Consider the following 23415-nt stretch of genomic DNA (forward strand, 5'->3'; position numbering starts at 1 on the left):
TTGGATCGAGTGCACCCGAACACCGGGGACATCGGAGCCGGAATTCCGGGTCGGATTCCCAGCCGCAGTCGACGCATAACAGGCGGTACTTGGGCGGCGCTTCGGCTTTTGCACAGTGGTCGATGACCGGCATTTTGCTTTTCCCCCACAGAAGTTACCGGAGAATGGACCGACTGACCCGAATCTATGCCGGAGCCACGATGCCAGTACATCTACATGTATGACCGAGTTGACCTGCACGCACCACCTGATCGCCGTGGCGTCACGGCGCGGCCTCTCAGGCCAGCGCTTCGCTCCGGCCTCCCATGAGGGCACGCGACACGAAGCCGTCGGGCCCGCGGGGCACGTCGCCGACGACGGTGGTGCGGTGCACGATCCGCTCCTCCTGGAACATCAGGCCGTCCACCGGACCGGCATGGGCCACGGCGCGGTTGTCCCACATGACGAGGGTGTCCTGCTCCCAGCGGACCCGGGCGTGGATCTCGTCCCGCCCGGCGAGCTCGTCGAGAAGGAAGTCCAGCAGGGCCGCGCTCTCGCGGGGCTTGAGACCGCGGATGGCCTGGAGGAAGACGGCGCTGACGAGCAGGCTGCGCGCACCGGTCTCGGGGTGCACCCGCACCAGCGGGTGCACGGCCGCGAAGGGGCCGGCCGGCTTGCCGTCGAAGCGGGGCGCGGCCGTCGGGGCGTGTCGGGAGTGTATCGCCTGCAAGGTGTCGACGTACCCCCGGAGGGAAGGCGACAACCCTTCGTAGAGCGCTTCCAGATTGGCGAAGAGAGTGTCGCCGCCGACCGGTGGAATCTCGACACCGCGCAGAATGGTGATGGCGTTCGGATTGACCACGAAGGTGCTGTCGACGTGCCACTCGGTTCGCAGGCGCCGCGGTGTCGATCCCTTCAACGGATGACTGAGGCCGGCCTCGGCCTCGACCAGCGCCCGCCGCTCCTCCGACAGTGCGGTCCGCAACACGGCGGGGGCCTCGCTCAGACCGTTCACGATGGGATGTGCCGCAGTGGCACCGCCCAGAGCATTGGTGAGTTCGACCTGTTGCGCGTCACTCATCGGCTGATTCCGGAAAACGAGAACTTTGTGACGCACCAGGGCCTCACGAAGGCGGGCCACTACGGCCGGCGACAACTCCGCCGCGAGATCGACGCCTTCCACCTCCGCGCCAGTGATAGGCGTGAGAGGCCGAAAAGTCATTTCTGACACCAGAACCCCCAATGGCGTGCCTGTGCGATCAAACGTGGACCACCCTACCCCAGGGTACCCACGTCCTGTCGAGCCTTCGACCAGGGAAAGCGCGCCGACTCGACAAACCATTGCTTCACTACGCCCGTTTCACACCAATCTCGCCCACCTGACCCAACGCGACACAATCTGGACATCAGCCGTCTGCCAACCAGAAAAAGAGACTTGACGATGTCCCAGCAACACCATAGGGTCAATTACCTGCATAGGCCTCGAATGCAAGAGATCTGGAACACAAAATGTCGAACGCACAGTCCGACGAGTTGATGTCGGTGATTTCCGAAGTATTCGCCCCCCTTGAAGTCTCGCTGGACAGCACTTTCGATGACCTCGGAGCCACCTCCGTGTCGCTGCTCCGCCTGATGGTCTCGATCCAGAGCACGTTCGACGTCGATCTGGACGTCGTCGACATGTTCACCGTGGCCAACGTCGGTGAACTGGTCCAGCTCGTCGAGGAGCGGATCCCCGCTTCGAAGTAGTCCCGCCACGGACGGACCGGAGCGATCCCGTCGCTCGCCTCGGGGCCGGCGCATACACATGAGGATGCGGGGTCGGAGTCCGTCCCCGCCGTCCCCGTCCCGAGGCCTCGTAGAGGGTCGAAGTCCCCGTGCAGGCCGCCGCCGGGGTTCCGGCCCGAGGCCCGATCGCACCCGACCGGGACAGTCTGTCGCACCTGACGTCGCCGGTGGACACCGACGCCCGGCCGAGCCGGCCCCGGCAGCCTCGCGACCGCCTACGCGGGCCGTTTCCAGGACCGTCTGGCCCGAAGAGCCAGCAGCCACTGTCCGACCGCCGAAAGAGACATCGTGACCGCGTACCCAGCCGCGAAGTACTTCCTGTCGAGCTACATCTCCCCGCCCGGCAGCTTATCCGTCATCGCACCGCGCCACGACCAGAACATCGCGCTCTGGCGCAGTCACGACTCGCGGGTCGAACTCGTCAGAGTCTGGGAGCTCGAGCGCGTCAGCGGACAGAAGCACCACTTCTGGCCGCTGTTCACCGTCGACCGTTACAACAAGGTGCTGACCGAACTGCTCGCGGCCGAAGGGCTCTCCCCGGAGGACGTGAGCCTGTCCTGGGGCACGCCCGGCCTGCCGCACCACGCCGACATCAAGCTACCGGCGGGCGCCGAGGACTTCCCGATCCACAGCCTCGCCCACCTCTACAGCGGACTGCTCCTCGACTCCGAGGTGTTCCGCGGCGAGACCATCATCGGAATGGCCCTGGACGGCCGGCCCGACTTCGGCCTCGACCGGACGGGCAAGAAGTACTGGTACACCGGCTGCGTGTCGGCCAAGGGCGACGTCGACTTCGCTCCGGTCGAATCCCCGGCCCCGATTTACGACGCCGCGTCGTCGGAGTTCGGCAAGGAGCCGGGCACCCTGATGGCCCTGGCGTCGGCCTGCCCCACCGAAATCGCCTTCGACACCGAGGCGGCGGTGCGGGAGCTGGAGCTGTTCGGAGGCCGACGAGTACCGCTGGTCGACACGCTTCCCTTCGTCCAGGCCGTGATTCGTGCAGCCGAGTCCCAGCTGCCGTCCATGGAGCTGGACAGCCGCTTCACCCACCAGGAGCACCTGCAGTCCGCGGTCATGAAGATCGTCCAGACGGCCTGCGAGCTCGTCATGGTGCGCAACGTCGACCGGCTGCTCGAATCGGCAGGGGTGGACCCGCGCCAGGCGTACCTCTCCCTGAGCGGCGGCTTCGCCCTCAACTGTCCGACCAACTCCTTCCTCCTGCGCCGCTACGGATTCAAGGGCCTGCTCACGCCGCCGAGCGCGAACGACTCCGGCCAGTCCCTCGGGATCGGCCTCCTCGGCCTCCTCGGCGAGGGGCTGCTCCCGGGCGGTGGTTTCCGGCTCGAGTCCGCCTACCACGGCTCCGAGCTCACCGACGTCGAGAGCGCGCTGCGGCACTTCGACGACTTCATCGAGGACGTCGAGGAGTTCACCGAGGCCCGGTTCGTCGAGGACCTCTCCACCGGACCGCTGGTGTGGGCGGACGGAGCGGCCGAGATCGGTCCGCGCGCACTGGGCCACCGGAGCATCCTCGCCGATCCCCGCTCACCCCGGTCGAAGGAGCTGCTGAACGACTGGAAGAGCCGGCAGTGGTGGCGCCCCGTGGCCCCGATCGTCCTGGAGGAGTACAGCGGCGAGTGGTTCGAGGACCCCTGGCCCTCGCCCTACATGCTCGAGACGGCGTACGTGACCGAGTCCAAGCGCCGGCTGGTCCCGGCCATCCTCCACCTCGACGATTCGGCCCGGCGTCAGACCCTGTCCGCCGAGACCAACCCCCTGCTCCACCGGGCGATCGAAGCGTTCCGGCAAGCCACGGGGGTGCCGATGGTGTGCAACACCTCCCTGAACGACAAGGGTGAGCCGGTGGTGGACACGGCGGCCCAGGCCCTGAACTTCGCCATCCGCAAGGGCGCTGCCGTCGCCTACATCGCGGGCCGCCGCGTCCGGTTGCGCACGGAGGCCGCCGGCCGGAGCCCCGTTCCCACGCGTCGGCACGATCGTCGCGAGGAGCTCTTCGCGGGCCAGGAGCAGGACCGCGACGCGATCTGGGAGTCCTGGGTCGAGTCGGGCTACACCACCGCGGCCATGGTCCTGATGTCCCGCTCCCCCGAGCTGCGCGATCAGGCGTTGGCGAAGCCCTCCGTGGTCAACCAACTGGCCGAGGTCGCGAGCGCCCGGGATGCAAGCGGCACGCTGGCCCTCGCCGCGGCGAAGCACGCCCGGATGTTCGGCCCGGACGCCGTCTTCGACACCGAGTCCCAGGAAGGCGCGGCTTTCTGATGTGACATCAGTTCCCGTGCTCCGGGACGGGACGGATGTCACGCGCGCACCGCCGGCTGCCAGGGTTCTCCCGCTCCGGAGGGTGGCAGGGAACCGGGTGCCGCGCCCGCGGAAACCCTGGAACGGCCCTCCGGACCGTCCGCCATGCGCCGCCCGACGGCCCTGGTCCGGCGGCGTCCCGCGCGCGCCCGGCACTCTCCCAACAGCCACCGTCCGGACGGCCGTGCCGTCATGACCGGCTTCGCTCCAGCAGTACGGAGGATCAACGCAGTGAACACGAAATCGCTCTGGGCGCACACCTCTGACATGGCTCACATGAGCGAGGAGTCCCGGGCCGGGCACCCCTCGCACGCGGTCGTGACCGAGCGGATCGCGGCACTGCACGGCGAGGAACCGTTCGAACTGCTCGACTGCGGTGTCATCTCCGGGGTCACCTACCGCCACCTGCTGACGGCGGGCCTGGAGGTCGACTACACCGGCATCGACATCAACGAGGCCGCCATCGACGACTGCCGCGGGCTCCACCCCGAGGCGCGGTGGGAGCAGATGAGCGTCACCGACCTCACCTTCCCCGAAGGCTCGTTCGACGTGGTGAACTGCCGGCACGTGCTGGAGAGCCTGCCGTACTACGAGACCGCCGTCCGCGAACTGTTCCGGGTCTCCCGCCGCACCGTGGTGATCTGCATGTTCCAGGTGCCGCGGGAGACCGAGGTGCTGCTGCGGCGCGAGACGGCCGACGGCTACATCTGGCTCAACCGCTACGCCGCCGGCCCGTTCGAGGCGCTGCTGCACTCGCTCTCGGAGTCGGTCGAGATCATCGACGTCCCCGCCGACCACCGCCGCAACCAGGTCTATCTCTGCACCAAGCGATCCGCGTAGCCGTGGCCCGTTCCGGCGAGACGGGTGACGTACGTCCTGCCCCCAGACTCCTCGAGGCAACCCTCATGACACTGCGCCACCCCGCACCTCCCGTGCCCGGCCCCGATGCCGAAGGGCGCCCCGCCGAGCTGCCCGCCGCCCCGGAGCTCCCGTTGGACCGGACCCCTCCGGCCCGGCGCGACCACCGGGCCGGCTCGGTCCCCCTCGTCGTCCCCGCCGGGGCGACCGCCGCCCTGCGGCACCTGGGTGAAGCCTGCGGAGGAGGGCTCCCGGCGGCGGCCCTCGCCCTCCACCTGGCCCTGCTGCACCGGTACGGCGGACAGACCGAGCTCGCGGTCGGGGTGACCAACGGCGCCGGGGTGACCACGCCGGTCCGCGTCGAGGCCGGCGGGAGCTTCCGGGACCTGGTCCGGCGGGCGGGCGCCGCGCTGGCGGCGGCCGAAGAGGTCCGCACCGGCGCGGCCGTCCACCTCTGGCCGGGCTTCTCCTTCCGGCCGCAACCGCGTCCCGTGCCCGGGACCACCCACTGCGACCTGGACCTGCGGCTCTCCTGCCCCGACGGCGAACTGTCCGGGCACCTGGTCCACGCGACCGACGTCCTCGACCCGGCCACCGCCCGCCGCGCGGTGGACCACCTGCTGCGCCTGCTCGAAGGCGCGACGGCCGATCCGGACCGGTCGGTGGCCGAGCTGCCCCTGCTCACCGCCGGGGAGGAACGCGTCGTCGAGGCGCTGAACGGCGTCCCGGGCGAGCCGACGGACCGGTGCTTCCACCGGCTCTTCGAGGAGCAGGCCGCCCGCACCCCCGAAGCGATCGCCGTCCGTTCCGAGGGCGCCGCCCTCAGCTACCGGGAACTCAACTCCCGGGCCAACCAGTTGGCCCACCTGCTGCGGGAGAACGGGGTCGGCCCCGAGGTGACGGTGGGCCTCTGCGCCGATCGCGACGTACGGCTGATGGTGGCCGTGCTCGGCATCCTCAAGGCCGGCGGCGCGTACGTACCGGTGGACCCGAACGACCCGGCCGAGCGGCGGGACGGCATCCTCGCCGACGCGGCCGTGCGGATCGTGGTGGCGACGGCCCCGCTCGACACCGGACACCGGGTGGTCGAGCTCGACGCCGGACTGACCGTGCTGGCCGGCCGGCCGGACCAGGACCCGCCGGCCGGGCACTCGGCCCCGGGGGACGCCGCGTACCTGCTCTACACCTCCGGCTCCACCGGCAAGCCCAAGGGCGTGGTGATCGAGCACCGCCAGCTCGTCGGCTACACCCGCGCCGTCGTCCGGCGGCTCGGCATCGACGGGCCGCTCAGCTACGCGATGGTGCAGCCGCTGACGGTGGACTCCAGCGTCACGGCCTTCGCCCCGCCGCTGTGCACCGGCGGCGAGGTCCAGCTGATCTCCCGTGACGTCGCGCTGGACGCGGAGAGGCTGGCCGACTGGGTGCAGACCCGAGGGGTCGACTGCCTGAAGATCGCGCCCTCCCACCTCCGGGCCCTCCAGACCTCGCCGCGCTTCGCCGAGCTCCTGCCGCGCCGCCTGCTGGTCATCGGCGGCGAGGCCTCCGACTGGCGCTGGCTGCGCGCCCTCCAGCGCCTCGTCCCGCACTGCCGGGTCTTCAACCACTACGGTCCGACCGAGACCACCGTCGGTGTGCTGACCCTCGCCGTGGCCGACCACCCGGAGGCGGAGTGGGAGACCGCGCCGATCGGCGTTCCGCTCCCGGGCACCCGGGCCCACGTGGTGGACGCGGCGGGCCGTCCCACACCCGTCGGCGTCGCCGGAGAACTGCTGATCGGCGGCGACAACCTCGCCCGCGGCTACCACCGCCGGGACGACCTCACCGCGGCGGCCTTCGTCCCCGACACCCTCGGCGGCGGGCCGGGCGACCGCCTCTACCGCACCGGCGACATCGTCCGCCGCCTGGCCGACGGGACGATCGCCTTCCTCGGCCGGCGCGACGACCAGATCAAGGTCCGCGGCTTCCGGGTCGCCCTGGGCGAGATCGAGGCCGCGCTGAAGAGCCACCCCGAGGTGCGCCACGCCATCGCCGTCGTCCGCGAGGACGTCCCCGGCGACCGGCGGGTGGTCGCCTACATCGAGCCGCACGGCCCCGGGTTCAGCACCGCCGGGCTGGAGCGCCACCTGCGGGACCGGCTCTCCCCGCACATGGTGCCGCAGGCGATGGTGACGCTGGACCGGCTGCCGCTCTCCGGGCACGGCAAGGTCGACCGCGGCAGGCTGCCCCGGCCCGCCGAGCCCGCCACCGCACCGCTGCCACCGCGGAACGAACTGGAGCGACTGGTGGCGCAGGTGTGGCAGGAGGTCCTCCACACCGAGGCGGTCGGCACCGACCAGAACTTCTTCGACATCGGCGGGCACTCCCTGCTCATGGTCGGGCTGCACCACCGGCTCCGGGCGACGACCGGCCGGGAGGTCGACCTGCTCGACCTGTTCCAGCACACCACCGTCCGGGCCCAGGCCGAGCTGCTCTCGCAGCAGAGGCAGGGGGTGGCACCGGCCGCCACCCGCGGCAGGAGCGCCCAGCAGAACGCCCTGCTGAAGCGCCGCCAGCAGCAGCTGCAAGCGAAGCGAGGTCACCATGAGTGAGTACTCCCCCGAGCTCGACCCCACCGTGGACACCGAACTGGACTCCGAGCTGGACACCGAACGGGCCGACGGCTTCTCCGAGTTCGACGACAGTCTGGACATCGCCGTCGTCGGCATGGCCGGCCGCTTCCCCGGCGCCCGGACGGTCGAGGAGTACTGGAGCAACCTCAAGGCGGGCGTCTGCTCCGTCACCCGCTTCGAGGACGAGGAGCTCGCCGCCCGGGGCGTGGACGCCGCCACCCTGGCCGACCCGAACTTCGTCGGCGCGGGCTACCCGCTGGCGGACAGCGAGAAGTTCGACGCCGCCTTCTTCGGCTACTCCCCGCGCGAGGCCGAACTCATGGACCCGCAGCACCGGGTCCTGCTCGAATGCGCCTGGGCCGCCCTGGAGAGCTCCGGATACGACACCGATCGGCAGGACGGCCCGGTCGGCGTCTACGCGGGCGCGGGCAACAACACCTACCTGCTCTTCAACATCGCCTCCCAGCCCGGCGCCGCGCAGATCCTCGGCGACAAGCAGACGGTGATCGGCAACCGGCCGGACTTCCTCGCCAGCCGGGTCTCCTACAAGCTCGGCCTGGAGGGCCCCGCCCTCAACATCCAGTCCGCCTGCTCCACGTCACTGGTCGCCGTGGTCGAGGCGTGCCAGGCGCTGCTGGCCTACCAGTGCGACACCGCACTGGCCGGCGGCGTCGCCGTCGACGGGACCAGGAGCAAGGGCTACGTCTACCGCCCGGACGGCATCTTCTCGCCGGACGGCTACTGCCGCACCTTCGACGCCCGCGCCCAGGGGACGGTGGGCGGCGACGGCGTCGGGATGGTGGTGCTCAAGCGCCTCAAGGACGCGATCACCGACAACGACCACATCCACGCGGTCATCAAGGGCTCCGCGCTGAACAACGACGGCTCCCGCCGGGCCGGCTTCAGCGCGCCCAGCGCCGCCACCCAGTCCGCCGTCATCTCCACCGCGCTGGCGAACGCGGACGTGCCGGCCGAGAGCATCGGCTACATCGAGCTGCACGGGACGGCCACCATCCTGGGCGACCCGATCGAGTTCTCCGCACTCGCCTCGGCCTACTCCGGGGTCGGGGAGCGCAGTTGCGCCCTCGGCTCCGCCAAGACCAACATCGGCCACCTCGACTCGGCCGCCGGGGTCGCCGGCCTGATCAAGACCGTGCTGGCGGTGGAGCACGGGCAGCTGCCGCCCACCCTGCACTTCGAGCGGCCCAACCCGCGGATCGACCTGGCCGGCAGCCCGTTCTACGTCAACACCGAGCTGCTGCCCTGGCCCGAGGGCGACGGACCGCGCCGCGCCGGGGTCAGCTCCTTCGGCCTCGGCGGCACCAACGCCCACGTCATCCTCGAACAGGCCCCGGAGCTGCCGCGCGAATCCCGGCAGGCCGACGGCGCCGAGCAGCTGCTGGTGCTCTCCGCGAAGAGCCCGGAGGCCCTGGAGGCGGCCACCGACCAGCTGCACGACCACCTCCGGGCGCACCCCGAACTCCCGCTGGCCGATGTCGCGTTCACCCTCCAGCAGGGCCGCCGGGCGTTCCCGTACCGACGGATGCTGGTGGCCGGCGGCACCGAGGAGGCGCTGGCGGCGCTCGACGCCCGCGACGACGGTCGGCTGCTCACCGCGACCGCGCCCGAGGCCCCGCACCGGCCGGTGGCCTTCATGTTCACCGGCTTCGGCTCCCAGTTCCCCGGCATGGCGCGCGAACTCTACTCCCAGGAGCCGGAGTTCAGGGCAGCGATGGACGAGTGCGCCGGACTGCTGGAGCCGCTGATCGGCACGGACATCCGCGAACTCGTGTTCACCGTCGACGAGTCCGCGGACGCCGCCCCCGGAAAGCTCCTCGACTTCAGCAGGCTGCTGCTCCAGCCGGAGCGCAGCGAGCACCCGCTGGACCAGCCACGCCTCGGCTACCCCGCGGTGTTCGCCCTCGAGTACGCCCTGGTCAAGCTCTGGGCCGCCCGGGGGGTCGAGCCCGAGGTGATGATCGGTCACAGCCTGGGCGAGTACGTCGCGGCCTGTACGGCCGGGGTCTTCTCGCTGCCCGACGCCCTGCGCCTGGTCGCGGAGCGCGCCCGGCTGATCGAGGAGCAGGGCGAGGGCGCGATGCTCGCCGTGCCGCTCTCCGAGGAGGCCGTCGCACGGTACACCGACGCGGAGGTCTGCCTCGCCGCGATCAACGGCCCGCAGACCTGCGTGCTCTCCGGCACCGTCGAGGGCATCGAGCGGGTGGCCGGCGAACTGCTGGCCGCCGACATCGCCACCCGCCGGCTGACCACCCGCTTCGCCTTCCACTCCCCGATGATGGACCCGGTCGTCGAGCGCTACGCCGAACTGGTGCGCTCGGTCCGGCTGAACGCCCCGGCCGTGCCGTTCGTCTCCAACCTGACCGGCACCTGGATCACCGACGACGAGGCCACCAGCCCCGAGTACTGGGCCCGGCACGTACGGGAGAGCGTGCGGTTCGCGGACGGCCTGGCCACCCTGTGGTCCGTCCCGGACATCGCGATCGTCGAGATCGGCCCCGCGCCGGCCCTGACCCCCGGGGCCCTCCAGCACCCCGCCGCCGCCGGCACCGACCGGGTCGTCCTCCCGTCCCTCCCCGGCGCCTTCCTCGGGCAGAGCGACCGCACCGCGCTCCTGCGGGCCGCCGGACGCCTCTGGCTCGCCGGCCGGGAGCGCCCCTTCCCGGCCACGGCCGGCGCCCGGCGGGTCCCGCTCCCCTCCTACCCCTTCGAGCGGCGCACCTACTGGCTCGAACCCGGCACCGCCCAGCCCGGCAGCGGCTCGGCCCAGCAGCGGCGCGGCGACCTGCCCCAGTGGTTCTGCACGCCGTCCTGGCAGCGGCTGGCCGGCGCACCGCAGCCCGCCGAGGTCGGCCTGGCCGACGAGCGCTGGCTCGTGTTCGCGGACGAGACCGGTGTCGGCCACCACCTCGCCGACCGCCTCGAAGGTCTCGGCGCCACCGTGCGCACGGTCTCACGGGGAGCCGAGTGGCACCGCAAGGACGAGCGTGAGTACGTCCTCGACCCCGCCCGGCCGGAGCACTTCGAGCGACTCGCCGAGGCGCTGCGCGCCGAGGGGCCGCTGCCCGGTCGGGTGGTGCACTGCTGGAGCGTCGGCGACGACGCCGACCGGGCCACGGCGCCCGAGGACGTCCGGGCCCTGCTGCACCGCTCCTTCGACAGCCTGGTCCACTGGGTCCAGGCCACCGAGGCCGAGCTGATGACGCGGCAGCAGCGCTGGGACGTGCTGTCCTCCGAGGTGCACGCCGTCCTCGGGGACGAGCCGCTCTGCCCGCCGAAGGCCACCGTCCAGGGCCTGTGCAAGGTGCTGCCGCAGGAGTACCCCTCGCTCAGCTGCGTCCACTTCGACCTCCGCCCCGAAGGCCCGCAGGCCGTACCCGGGCTGGTCGACCGGCTGCTGGCCGAGCTCGCCGCCCCGCCCGCCGAGCGCACCATCGCGCTGCGCGGTCGGCACCGCTGGGCGCCGACGTACGTGACCGGCGCGCCGCGCCCGCGGGGTGGGTCCCCGGTTCGCCCCGGCGGGGTGTACCTGGTCACCGGCGGCCTCGGGAAGATCGGCCTGCTGATGGCCCGTGCCCTCGCCGACCGGGCCGAGGTGCGCCTGGTGCTGCTCGGACGGACGGGTCTGCCGCCCCGGGAGAGCTGGGCCGATCCGCAGCACCCGGAAGCGGTCCGGTCCGCGATCCGGGCCGTCCAGGAGATCGAGGCGCTCGGCTCCGAGGTGCTGGTGACCGCCACGGACGTCTCCGACCGCACGGCCATGCTCGCCCTGAAGGAGCGCGTCCTGCGGGAGTTCGGCCCGATCGACGGCGTGCTGCACTGTGCCGGCACCACCGGCACGGCGGCCCACCGGGAGGTCGCGGTCCTGGGTGCGGAGGAGGCCTCCTGGCACTTCGGCCCCAAGCTCTACGGCACGCAGGTGCTGCACGAGGTGCTGGCCGACCAGCAGGTGGACTTCGCCGTCATCTGCTCCTCGATCGCCTCGCTGCTCGGCGGACTCGGCTTCGGGGCGTACGCCGCCGCGAACGCCGCGCTCGACGCCTTCGCCCAGCGGCACCACAGCGCCTCCCTGCCCTGGACCAGCGTCAACTGGGAGGCCTGGCACTTCTCCCAGGAGGACCGGGCGAATTCCGAACTCGGCGCTGCGGTACGAGAGTTGGCACTCACCCCGGCCGAGGGCCGACAGGTGTTCGACGCCCTGCTCGACGCGGTGCCCCAAGCGCAGATCATCACTTCCACCGGTGATCTGACGCTGCGTCAGGAACTGTGGGCCGACCCGGTGGCCGAGGCGCCGGCCCCGGCCGCACGGCACGAGCGCCCCAACCTGCGCAACCCGTTCGTCGCCCCGAACGGCGAGACCGAACACCGGGTGGCGGAGATCTGGCAGGAGCTGCTCGGCCTGGAGAGCGTCGGCGTGCAGGACAACTTCTTCGAACTGGGCGGCAGTTCACTGCTCGGCCTGCAGGTCGTCCACCGACTGCGTCAGAAACTGGCGGTGGCCGTACCGCTGACCATCGTCTACGAGGGCCCCACCGTGCGCACCCTCGGCGCGCTCGTCGACAACCTCCGGGCGGCGCGGTGATGACGGCGCGCGGTGGTGTCGCGATCATCGGGATGGCGGGACGCTTACCCGGCGCGGAGGACCTGACCGAGTACTGGTCGAACCTGCGCGACGGCGTCGAGTCGATCGTCGCCCTGACCGACGAGGAGCTGACGGCGGCCGGGGTGCCACCCGAAGTCTTCGGGCAGCCGAACTACGTCAAGGCCGCGCCCGCCTTCGCCGGCAGCGACCTGTTCGATGCGGAGTTCTTCGGGTACACCGCCCGCGAGGCCGAGGTGATGGACCCGCAGCACCGGCTCTTCCTGGAGACGGCCTGGGCGGCGCTGGAGCACGCCGGCTACGACGCCGCCCGGTACGAGGGCAGCATCGGTGTCTTCGGCGGCGCGGGGGCCAACCGCTACGTCCAGCACGTCTACTCGCACCAGCAGATCGTGGAAACCCTGGGCCGGACCCAGATCCTGGTGGCCAACGAACTCGCCTTCCTGGCCTCCCGGGTGTCGTACAAGCTGGACCTGAAGGGCCCCGCGGTCTCGCTGCGCGCCGCCTGCTCGACCGCGCTGGTCGCCGCCCACACCGCCTGCCGGAGCCTGCTCGCCGGGGAGTGCGACCTCGCCCTGGCGGGTGGCGTCCACGTCGACCCGAACCCGGGCACCGGCTACCTGCACCAGGACGGGTCCTTCGTGTCCCCCGACGGGCACGTCCGCCCGTTCGACGCGGACGCCCGGGGCACGGTCTTCGGGACGGGTGTCGGTCTGGTCGCGCTGAAGCGGCTGGAGGACGCGCTGGCCGACGGCGACACCGTCCACGCCGTGATCAGGGGTTCGGCGATCAACAACGACGGCGCGGTGAAGGTCGGTTTCACCGCGCCGAGCGTCACCGGCCAGGCCGCGGTCATCTCCGCCGCGCTCGCCGGCGCGGGCCTCGCACCCACGGACATCGACTACATCGAGGCGCACGGCACGGGCACCTCGCTGGGCGACCCGATCGAGGTGCAGGCGCTGTCGCGGGCGTTCGGCGACACCGGGTCCTGGGCCCTCGGCTCGGTCAAGGGCAACATCGGCCACCTCGACGCCGCCGCCGGCATCGCGGGCCTGCTCAAGACCACACTCGCACTCAAGCACGAACTCCTCCCCGCCTCGCTGAACTACACCCGCGGCAACCCCGACATCGACTTCGCCAACAGCCCCTTCCGGGTCCAGGCCGAGCCCGGCCCATGGCCACGCACCGACGGCCGCGTCCGCCGCGCCGGGATCAGCGCCTTCGGCTTCGGCGGCAGCAACGCCCACCTCATCCTCGAAGAGGCTCCGGCCGTCGAAGCCTCCCCGGCCGGCACACGCCCCACCGAAACACTCATCCTCTCCGCCCGAACCCCGGCGGCGCTCGAACAGGCCACCGACCGGCTGGCCGCCCACCTGCGCCGCGAACAGCCCAACCTCGCCGACGCCGCCCACACCCTGGCCACCGGCCGCCGCACCTTCCCCCACCGCCGCACCGTCACCGGCACCACCCCCGACACCATCGCCACCGCCCTGGAGACCCGCGACCCCGCCCACGTCACCACCAGCCACACCACCCGCGAAACCGCGCCACTGGTCTTCCTGTTCAGCGGTCAGGGCTCCCAGCACCCCGGCATGGCCCACGACCTCTACCAGCACGAGCCCGCCTTCCGCGCCTGCGTCGACGAATGCGCCGAACTCCTCGCACCACACCTCGGCGAGGACATCCGCGAGGTGATCTTCACCCAGGACCCCCGACTCGACCGGACCCAGTGGGCCCAACCCGCCCTCTTCGTCGTCGAGTACGCCCTCACCCGGCTCTGGCACTCCTGGGGCATCACCCCCACCGCCATGCTCGGCCACAGCCTCGGCGAGTGGGTCGCCGCCTGCCTCGCGGGCGTCTTCACCCTCCCCGACGCCCTCCACCTCGTCGCCCTGCGCGGCCGCCTCATGCAGGCCCAGCCCCCCGGCGCCATGCTCAACGTCATGGCCGACCGCACCACCGTCGAAGCCGCCCTACCCCACGGCCTCTCCCTCGCCGCCCACAACGGCCCCCGCGACTGCGTCGTCTCCGGCCCCCACGACGCCATCCGGGCCTTCACCACCCTCGCCGAAGAACACGGCTGGCCCACCCAACCCGTCACCACCTCCCACGCCTTCCACTCCCCCCTCATGGAACCGGTGATCACGGAATTCACCACCGCCGTCGCAGGAGTGCCCCGCCAGGCACCGAGCACCCCCTTCGTCTCCAACCTCACCGGCACCTGGATCACCGACCAGCAGGCCACCGACCCCGCCTACTGGGGCCACCACATCCGCGCCACCGTCGAATACGCCACCGGCATCCGCACCACCACCACCGAACCGGGCACCACCCTCCTCGAAATCGGCCCCGGCCAGACCCTCACCAGCCTCGCCCGCCGCATCCTCACCAACACCGCCACCCAAGCCACCACCCTCGCCTCACTCCCCCACAAACGCGACCCCCGCACCCCCTCCGAAACCGTCCAACGCGCCCTCACCACCCTCTGGCTCACCGGCACCACCACACCCGACTGGACCACCTACCACTCCCACCAACAACGCCGCCGCATCCCCCTCCCCACCTACCCCTTCCAACACAAGCGCTACTGGCTCGACCGACAGGCCACGACGGCCCGGGCCACCGGTCGTGCCGCGGCGCGCCGCGACGACATCACGCAGTGGTTCTACGCCCCGTCCTGGCAGCGGGCGCCTCTCCCGGCCGGGGAGCGGCCGGACCGCACCCGGCACTGGCTGGTCTTCGCCGACGGCCTGGGTGTGGGCGAGGCGGTGACCGAGCAGCTGCGGGCCGCCGGTGCCACCGTCACCGTGGTGGCGGCGGCCGGCGCCTGGTCCGACCGGGGAGACAACCGCTACGCCATCGACCCGGCCGACAGCTCCGACTACGAGCGGCTGATCAGCACCCTGCGGAACGGCCCTGCCGGTGTGCCCACCCACATCGTGCACGGCTGGAGCGTCACCGCGCCGGGCGAGGAGGGCAGCCTCCAGCACGGTTTCGAGAGTCTGATCCGCCTCGCCCAGGCCCTCGTCCGGCACCCGGACGGCGAGCCGCGCCGGATCTGGGTGCTCAGCAACGGCGTGCACAACGTCACCGGCGCCGAGCCGCTCTCGCCGCTGAAGGCCACCCTGCTGGGCCCGTGCCGCGTGCTGCCCCGCGAGCTGCCGGGCACCACCTGCCGCAGCGTCGACCTCGACTGCCAGGAAGCGCCCACCCAGGCCCAACTGGGCAAGCTGATGGCCGAGTTGGCAGCAGCGTCGGAGCCCGGCACGGAGACGGTGGCGCACCGAGGAGGGCACCGCTGGTCCCAGCACTACCTGCCGCAGCCGCTGCCCCGACGCGACGAGTCGCCGGTGGTGCGCAAGGACGGTGTCTACCTGGTCACCGGCGGCACCGGCGGCCTGGGCCTGGCCCTGGCCGGGCACCTCGCGGCAGCGGGGGCGAGGATCGCGCTCACCGCGCGCACCCGGCTGCCCGACGCCGCACAGTGGGACTCCTGGCTCGCCGGCAACCCGGGAAAGGGCCGACTCGCTGACACCGTAAGGGAGTTGGTCCGCCTGCGGGACGCGGGTGCGGAGCTCCTGGTGTTCCAGGCCGACGTGAGCGACCGGGCGGCGATGAGCGAGGCCGTCCGGCGGACCACCCAGCGGTGGGGGGCCATCCACGGCGCCTTCCACACGGCGGGCGTCGCCGGTGGCGGCCTGATCCAGCTCAAGGACCTCCGGGCGGCCGCCGAGGTCCTGCTCCCGAAGGTGCACGGCACCCTGGTGCTGGAGGAGGTGCTGGCGGACCAGGAGCTGGACTTCCTGGTCCTGTTCGGCTCGAACGGCGCGAACATCGGCAGTGTCGGCCAGGTCGACTACTGCGCCGCCAACTGCTTCCTCGACGCCTTCGCCCAGGACCGGGGGCGCACTCGGCGGGTGATCTCGATCGACTGGGGTCCGTGGCGGGAGATCGGCATGGCGGTCGGTACCGCCGCGCCGTCCGGCGTCGAGCAGGTGGACGAGCGCGCCATGTCGCCCGCCGAAGGGCTGCGGGCCCTCGACACGATCCTGGCCGGCGTCTCGGAGTCGCAGGTCATCGTGTCGCCCGCCGAGCTCTCGGCGCTGTTCGAGAACGCCTTCTCGCTGGAGCAGGGCGACACCGCGGAGCCCCGTAGCGCCGCGCACGAACGCCCGGACATCCTCACCGAGTTCGTGGCACCGCGCGGCGACACCGAGCGCGCGATCTGCGAGCTGTGGCAGGAGCTGCTGGGCATCGAGACGGTCGGCATCCAGGACAGTTTCTTCGATCTGGGCGGCAACTCCCTGATCGCGATCCAGCTGGTGAGCACCATCAACACCCGGCTGGGCACGAAGCTCGCCCTCGGCGACCTGTACGAGGGGTTGACGGCGGCACACCTGGCCGGCCTGGCCGAGCAGCCCCTGCAGCAGACAACGGGCAGCAACCTCAAGGCACTTGAGGAACGCAGAGAGAAGATGCAGCAGCGCCGGCGTCAGCACCAGCAACGGCGTCGGACAGCAAGGGGCGAATGATGACCAATGAGTTCACGGATCTCCCGGAACGGGACGGCGTCGCGATCATCGGGATGGCGGGACGCTTCCCCGGCGCGGGGGACCTGACCGAGTTCTGGTCGAACCTGCGCGACGGCGTCGAGTCGATCGTCGCCCTCACCGACGAGGAGCTGACGGCGGCCGGGGTGCCGCCCGAGGTCTTCGGCCGGCCCCACTACGTCAAGGCCGCACCCAGGTTCGAGGGCATCAGCCTGTTCGATGCGGAGTTCTTCGGGTACACCGCCCGCGAGGCGAAGATCATGGACCCGCAGCACCGGCTCTTCCTGGAGACGGCCTGGGAGGCGCTGGAGCACGCCGGATACGACGCCGCCCGGTACGAGGGCAGAACCGGCGTTTTCGGCGGCGCCAGTACCACCGCCTACCTCGGGAACATTCTCGGCAACCTGGAGCAGGGCGAGGCGATCAAGGGTGAGAACGTCGGCCTGGGCTTCGAACTCGCCTTCCTGACCAGCCGGGTGTCGTACAAGCTCGACCTGCGGGGGCCGAGCTTCCCGGTCCAGACCGCCTGCTCCAGCTCGCTGGTGGCGCTGCACGCCGCCTGCCAGAGCCTGCTCAACTACGAGTGCGACATGGCCCTTTCGGGTGCGGTCTCCTACAAGGTGCAGGAGAACACCGGCTACCCCTACCAGGAGGGGGCCTTCCTCTCCCCGGACGGACACATCCGCCCGTTCGACGCGGACGCCCGGGGCACGGTCTTCGGCAACGGTGTCGGCGTGGTCGCGCTGAAGCGGCTGGAGGACGCGCTGGCCGACGGCGACACCGTCCACGCCGTGATCAAGGGATCGGCGATCAACAACGACGGTGGGGTCAAGGCGAGCTTCACCGCCCCGACCGTCGGCGGTCAGGCCGAGGTGATCACGGAGGCGCTGACCGTCGCGGAGGTCGACCCCGAGGACATCGACTACGTCGAGGCGCACGGCAGCGGCACCGTGATCGGTGACTCGATCGAGGTGCAGGCGCTGTCGCGGGCGTTCGGCGACACCGGGTCCTGGGCCCTCGGCTCGGTCAAGGGCAACATCGGCCACCTCGACGCCGCCGCCGGCATCGCGGGCCTGCTCAAGACCACACTCGCGCTCAAGCAGGAACTCCTCCCCGCCTCGCTGAACTACACCCGCGGCAACCCCGACATCGACTTCGCCAACAGCCCCTTCCGGGTCCAGGCCGAGCCCGGCCCATGGCCACGCACCGACGGCCGCGTCCGCCGCGCCGGGATCAGCGCCTTCGGCTTCGGCGGCAGCAACGCCCACCTCATCCTCGAAGAAGCCCCGGCCGTCGAAGCCTCCCCCGCCGGCACACGCCCCACCGAAACACTCATCCTCTCCGCCCGCACCCCGCAGGCACTCGAAGAAGCCACCGACCGACTGGCCGCCCACCTGCGCCGCGAGAGCCCCAACCTCGCCGACGCCGCCCACACCTTGGCCACCGGCCGCCGCACCTTCCCCCACCGCCGCACCGTCACCGGCTCTTCCGCCGAAGCCGTCGCGGCCGCTCTGGAGGCACGGGACCCGGCCAACGTCGTCACCGGTCACGTCGCGGGCGGCGCCACACCGCTGGTGTTCGTCTTCAGCGGCCAGGGCTCCCAGCACTCCGGCATGGCCCGTGACCTGTACGAGCAGGAAGCCGTCTTCCGCGCCTGCGTCGACGAGTGCGCCGAGCTGCTCAGGCCGCAGCTCGGCGAGGACATCCGCGAGGTGATCTTCACCGAGGACCCCCGACTCGACCGGACTCAGTGGGCCCAACCCGCCCTCTTCGTCGTCGAGTACGCCCTCACCCGGCTCTGGCAGTCCTGGGGCATCACCCCCACCGCCATGCTCGGCCACAGCCTCGGCGAGTGGGTCGCCGCCTGCGTCGCGGGCGTCTTCACCCTCCCCGACGCCCTCCACCTCGTCGCCCTGCGCGGCCGCCTCATGCAGGCCCAGGCCCCCGGCGCCATGCTCAACGTGATGGCCGACCGCTCCACCGTCGAAGCCGCCCTGCCCCACGGCCTCTCGCTCGCCGCCCACAACGGCCCCCGCGACTGCGTCGTCTCCGGCCCCCACGACGCCATCCAGGCCTTCACCACCCTCGCCGAAGAACACGGCTGGCCCACCCAACCCGTCACCGCCTCCCACGCCTTCCACTCCCCCCTCATGGAACCGGTGATCACGGAATTCACCACCGCCGTCGCAGGAGTGCCCCGCCAGGCACCGAACACCCCCTTCGTCTCCAACACCACCGGCACCTGGATCACCGACCAGCAGGCCACCGACCCCGCCTACTGGGGCCACCACATCCGCGCCACCGTCGAATACGCCACCGGCATCCGCACCACCACCACCGAACCGGGCACCACCCTGCTCGAAGTCGGCCCCGGCCAGACGTTCAGCAGCCTCGCCCGGCGCATCCTCACCAGTGCGGGCATCGAGGCCACGGCTCTCGCCTCGCTCCCCCACAAGCGCGACCGCCGTACCGCCACCGAGATCATCCAGCGCACCCTCGGCAGCCTCTGGCTCACCGGCGCCCGGCCCAGCTGGGCCGCCTACTTCGCCCAGCAGCAGCGCCGCCGCATCCCCCTCCCCACCTACCCCTTCCAGCGCAAGCGCTACTGGCTGGAGCCCCGGATCCCGCAGGCGGCGGTCCAGCGCACGCCCGGCCCGCACCCGTTGCTGGACCAGGTCCTGCTCCGGTCGATGGGCCAGTCCGTCTTCCTCACCGAGTTCTCGCTGGAGCTGCACTGGGTGCTCTCCGAGCACAAGCTGCTCGGAGAGGCGATCGTCCCCGGAACCACTTACCTGGAGATGGCCCGCGCCGCCGCCTCCCTGCACTTCGGCCGGCCGGTCACCGAGCTGTGCGACGTCACCTTCCTCGTCCCGCTGCTGGTGCAGGAAGGGGCCCCACGTACCGCACACACGACCGTCCGGGAAATCGACGACCTGCGGGCCGAGTTCACCGTCGCCAGTCACGACCCGGCGAGCGACCACTGGACGGTGCACGTCCAGGGCGTGGTGAGTGTCGAGCCGCACACCGCCCCCGCGCCGCTGCAGGATCCGGCAGCTCTGCGCGAGCTCTGCTCACTGGAGAGCGTGGACATCGCCCGGCGGCAGACCGAGCACAAGGTGATGGAGTTCGGCGATCGCTGGCGGAGCAGCCTCCCGACCGTGCACCTCGGCGTCCGGGCCGCCCTCGGCGTACTCGACCTGCCCGAGCAGTACCGGGCCGAGTGCCAGGACCACCTCCTGCACCCGACCCTGCTCGATCAGGCCACCGGCTTCAGTGGCTTCGCCGTCCTGGAGACTCCCGACGACCGTCGACTCGCCCTCGGCGACAGGGACTTCTTCCTCCCGGTCGGCTACGACTCGCTGCTCCTGCACGGCCCGCTGCCCGCTCGCGGCCTGAGCTTCGTCCAACCGCATCCGGGCTATGCGAACAACGCCGAGTTCCGCAAGGTCGACGTGGTGATCTGCGACGAGTCGGGGGCCACCGCCGCCGAGATCCGCGGCTTCACCGTGAAGCGCGTCGCCGACGCCAAGCGCACGGTCGCGCAGCTGCGCCCGCACACCCGTCATCACACTCTCCGATGGGTCCCGGCACCGGCACCCGAGGAGCGCCGGGCCCTGCCCGCCCGGGTCCTGGTGATCGGCGAGCAGGGCGGTATCGGCGCCGAGCTGAGTGCCGCACTGCGTGCGCGCGGCGTCGGCGTCGCCGAGGCGGTACTCGCAGACCGGTGGCAGCAGACGGTTCCGGACCGGTACGAAGTGCCGCCCACCCCGGAGGGTTTCGGTCGGCTGCTGGACGCACTCGGTGCGGAGCTCCCGGACGAGGTCGTGCACGTCGCGGCCCCTGCCGACGACGGCGTCCAGCAGGATCTGTCGCTCCTGGAGGCCAGGCTCGGCCACGGCGTCCACAGCCTGTTCCACTTGGCCCGCTGCCTCTCCGAGCGCGGCGTGGCCCCGGCCGGGTTGAGCGTGGTCGCCCCCTCGGTGGCACGGGTGACCGGCACCGAGCCGGCGACGGCCCCGGTCCACGCGACGCTCTTCGGCCTGGCGAAGGTGATCGGCCAGGAGTACAGGGACACCGAGGTGTTCTGCCTCGACATCGCCGGCGACACCGGCGCCGAGGCCGTCTGTGCCGAACTGCTCGGAGCCCGGACACCCGCCACCGTCGCGCTGCGCGACGGGCACCGGTACGTCGCGGAGCTCGCACCGGTGCACCTGCGGGAGCAGCCGAGGTCCGCGCCGGTCCGCCCGGACGGGGTGTACCTCATCACCGGCGGTCTGGGCGGACTCGGACTCGCGGTGGCCCGCCATCTGAGCCGCTCGGGGCCGGGTGCACGGCTGGCCCTGGTCAACCGCACCGAACTGCCGCCGCGCGAGCGGTGGGACGAGGTCACCGACGCCAAGCTGCGCGGGCAGATCGAGGCACTGCGTGAACTGGAGCGGAACGGCGCCGAAGTTCGCAGTTACTCCGGTGACGTCACCGACCTGGCGGTCATGGAGGGAGTCGTCGCGAAGATCCGCGCCGATCTCGGCGCGATCGGCTGCGTCGTCCACGCGGCCGGTGTGGCCGGGGACGGCTTCCTCTTCCGCAAGGACGCGGAGACCTTCCGTCGTACTCTGAACCCCAAGGTGCTCGGCGCCACCGTGCTGGACCTCGTCACCCAGGACGATCCGCCGGATTGCATGGTCAACTTCGGTTCCACGGTGGCGATCTTCGGTGCGGCCGGACAAGGCGACTACACGGCCGCCAACAGCTACTTGGAGCAGTTCGCCGAGCAGCGCTCCGCGCGCGGCCGGTGGACGGTGACGGTCGACTGGAGCGACTGGCTGGAAACCGGCATGGCCTTCGACCACGGAGTCCAGCAGGACCAGGGCTTCTTCCGGTCGGTGTCGGTCGAGGACGGTCTCAGCAGCTTCGAGGAGATCCTCGCCTCGGCCTGCACCCCGGTGATCGTCGGCGAGGTCAACTACCGCAAGCTGGGCGGGTCCGGCGAGCTCGCGGAGCTGCTGCGTCGCGCGCCGCTGGTGCTGGCCGTCCCGATCCGGCAGGCCATCGCCGCGGCCCGCAGCAGTGCCGGCGAATCCGCCGCGCCGCCGGACGGCACGCCGTCCGACGGCGAGCCGAAGCTCTTCGGCAAGGAGAGCGGCGAGTTCAGCGACACCGAGCGCGCGCTCGCCCGGATCTGGGCCCGCGAGCTCGATCTCACCGAACTCAACGTGCGTGACACCTCGTTCGCGCTCGGGGTGGACTCGCTGGCCGCACTCCGGATCGCCCAGAGCATCCAGAAGATCATGGACATCCGGGTCTCCATGGTCGACCTGTTCCGCTATGTCACGATCGCGGATCTCGCCGACCACCTGGACACCAGGGACGCCCAGGCCTGACCAGGCACCCCCACTCCCCCCTTCTATCCCGCAAAGGTGGTATCCCCGTGAGCATCCGAACCGTAGGCGTGATCGGCGCCGGCACGATCGGCCGCGGCGTCGCCCAGTCCTTCGCGGAGTCCGGGTTCGAGGTGATCCTCGTGGACATCTCACTGGCTCAGCTCGACAGCGCGGTGGCCCAGATCGGCCGTGACCTGCTGGTCCAGCCGATGCTGCTCGGCAAGCCGCTGAAGGAGGACCCCAAGACCGTCCTCGCCCGGATCACCACCGGCACCGAGCTCACCTCGCTGGCCGACGCCGACTTCGTGGTCGAGAACGTCACCGAGGACTGGGACATCAAGCGCACGGTCTACGAGCAGATCGACACCATCTGCCGCCCCGGAGTGATCTTCGGCGTGAACACCTCGGCCGTGCCGATCACCCGGGTGGGCTCGGTCACCGGGCGACCGGCCGAGATCCTCGGGCTGCACTTCATGAACCCCGTCCCGATGATGGACACCGTCGAGGTTGTCAGCGGCCACTTCACCAGCGAGGAGACGCTGAACACCGCGCTCGGGCTGCTGTCGGACATGGGCAAGGAGGGCATCGTCGTCCAGGACGCCCCCGGCTTCATCACCAACCGGGTCCTCATGGTGACCATCAACGAGGCCGTCTTCTGCGTCCAGGACCAGATCGCCTCGGCCGAGGACGTCGACAAGATGTTCCGCGGCTGCTTCGGCCACAAGATGGGGCCCCTGGAGACCGGCGACCTGATCGGCCTCGACACGATCCTGAACTCGATCACGGTCATGTACGAGAGCTACAAGGACAGTAAGTACCGCCCTGCGCCCCTGCTCCAGAAGATGGTCGACGCACGACTCCTGGGCCGCAAGACCGGCCAGGGCTTCTACACCTACTGATCCTCGAACTACCCAAGGAGAAACCTGATATGACGAACAACGACGTGCGCGCCCGGGTCCGCGAGTTCCTCGCCCCGCACCTGGCCGGCCAGCCGCTCGCCGACAACGACGACTTCTTCGCCCTCGGCTACGTCAACTCCCTCTTCGCGATGCAGCTCGCGCTCTTCGTGGAGAAGGACTTCGCCCTGACCCTCGGCCCGGCGGACATGGACTTCGACAACTTCCGCACGGTCGACGGTCTCGTCCGCCTGGTCACGTCGCGGACGGCTACGGCGGCCTAGTCCCTGGTCCCACCTACGGACGCGCGGCGGCCCCGCCGCCCCGCCCCCCCCCCCTGGGCCCGTCTCACACCCGCCCGGCAAAAACCACAATCACGCCCCCCCCCCCAGTCCAAACCCCCCACAACCATAACAC

Annotated in this window: 10 protein-coding genes; 9 read left to right on the forward strand and 1 reads right to left on the reverse strand. The window is 71.3% G+C overall.

The window, feature by feature from the left end; all coding sequences use genetic code 11:
- Positions 1-277: 277 nt before the first annotated feature.
- Positions 278-1321, reverse strand: coding sequence for a TauD/TfdA family dioxygenase (locus ACFVHV_RS17900; protein WP_359899074.1), 1044 nt, complete (start codon positions 1319-1321; stop codon positions 278-280).
- A gap of 167 nt (positions 1322-1488) precedes the next feature.
- Here ACFVHV_RS17900 and ACFVHV_RS17905 point away from each other — a divergent pair, with 167 nt between their 5' ends.
- The 9 genes from ACFVHV_RS17905 to ACFVHV_RS17945 all read left to right on the forward strand — a co-directional run bounded on the left by ACFVHV_RS17905 (position 1489) and on the right by ACFVHV_RS17945 (position 23282).
- A complete protein-coding gene (locus ACFVHV_RS17905; protein WP_359899076.1) occupies positions 1489-1728 on the forward strand; it encodes an acyl carrier protein in 240 nt (79 codons plus the stop codon).
- A 327-nt stretch (positions 1729-2055) separates the two neighbouring features.
- Positions 2056-4047: a carbamoyltransferase C-terminal domain-containing protein gene (locus ACFVHV_RS17910; protein ID WP_380351976.1), complete on the forward strand. Its 1992-nt coding sequence runs from the start codon at positions 2056-2058 to the stop codon at positions 4045-4047.
- 315 nt (positions 4048-4362) lie between these two features.
- The gene (locus tag ACFVHV_RS17915; protein ID WP_359899080.1) at positions 4363-4926 is read left to right on the forward strand and encodes a class I SAM-dependent methyltransferase; all 564 of its coding nucleotides are present in this window, start codon (positions 4363-4365) and stop codon (positions 4924-4926) included.
- A 65-nt stretch (positions 4927-4991) separates the two neighbouring features.
- Positions 4992-7532 (forward strand): amino acid adenylation domain-containing protein, encoded by a 2541-nt coding sequence (locus tag ACFVHV_RS17920; protein ID WP_359899082.1) that lies wholly within the window; start codon positions 4992-4994, stop codon positions 7530-7532.
- Positions 7525-12153 carry an SDR family NAD(P)-dependent oxidoreductase gene (locus ACFVHV_RS17925; RefSeq protein WP_359899084.1) on the forward strand — a complete coding sequence of 1543 codons (4629 nt, stop codon included), beginning with the start codon at positions 7525-7527 and terminating at the stop codon, positions 12151-12153. The genes ACFVHV_RS17920 and ACFVHV_RS17925 overlap by 8 nt, the downstream gene beginning before the upstream one ends.
- Entirely contained in the window at positions 12153-16703 is a 4551-nt protein-coding gene (locus ACFVHV_RS17930; protein ID WP_380351989.1) for an SDR family NAD(P)-dependent oxidoreductase, read from the forward strand. The genes ACFVHV_RS17925 and ACFVHV_RS17930 overlap by 1 nt, the downstream gene beginning before the upstream one ends.
- Positions 16703-22102: an SDR family NAD(P)-dependent oxidoreductase gene (locus tag ACFVHV_RS17935; RefSeq protein ID WP_380351979.1), complete on the forward strand. Its 5400-nt coding sequence runs from the start codon at positions 16703-16705 to the stop codon at positions 22100-22102. Before ACFVHV_RS17930 ends, ACFVHV_RS17935 begins: the two co-directional genes overlap by 1 nt.
- Before the next feature lie 47 nt (positions 22103-22149).
- Positions 22150-23001 carry a 3-hydroxyacyl-CoA dehydrogenase family protein gene (locus ACFVHV_RS17940; protein WP_380351981.1) on the forward strand — a complete coding sequence of 284 codons (852 nt, stop codon included), beginning with the start codon at positions 22150-22152 and terminating at the stop codon, positions 22999-23001.
- A gap of 29 nt (positions 23002-23030) precedes the next feature.
- A complete protein-coding gene (locus ACFVHV_RS17945; protein ID WP_359899092.1) occupies positions 23031-23282 on the forward strand; it encodes an acyl carrier protein in 252 nt (83 codons plus the stop codon).
- The last annotated feature ends 133 nt before the right edge of the window (positions 23283-23415 follow it).

The sequence above is a fragment of the Kitasatospora sp. NPDC127116 genome (assembly GCF_042677365.1).
Lineage (GTDB): Bacteria > Actinomycetota > Actinomycetes > Streptomycetales > Streptomycetaceae > Kitasatospora > Kitasatospora lactacystinica.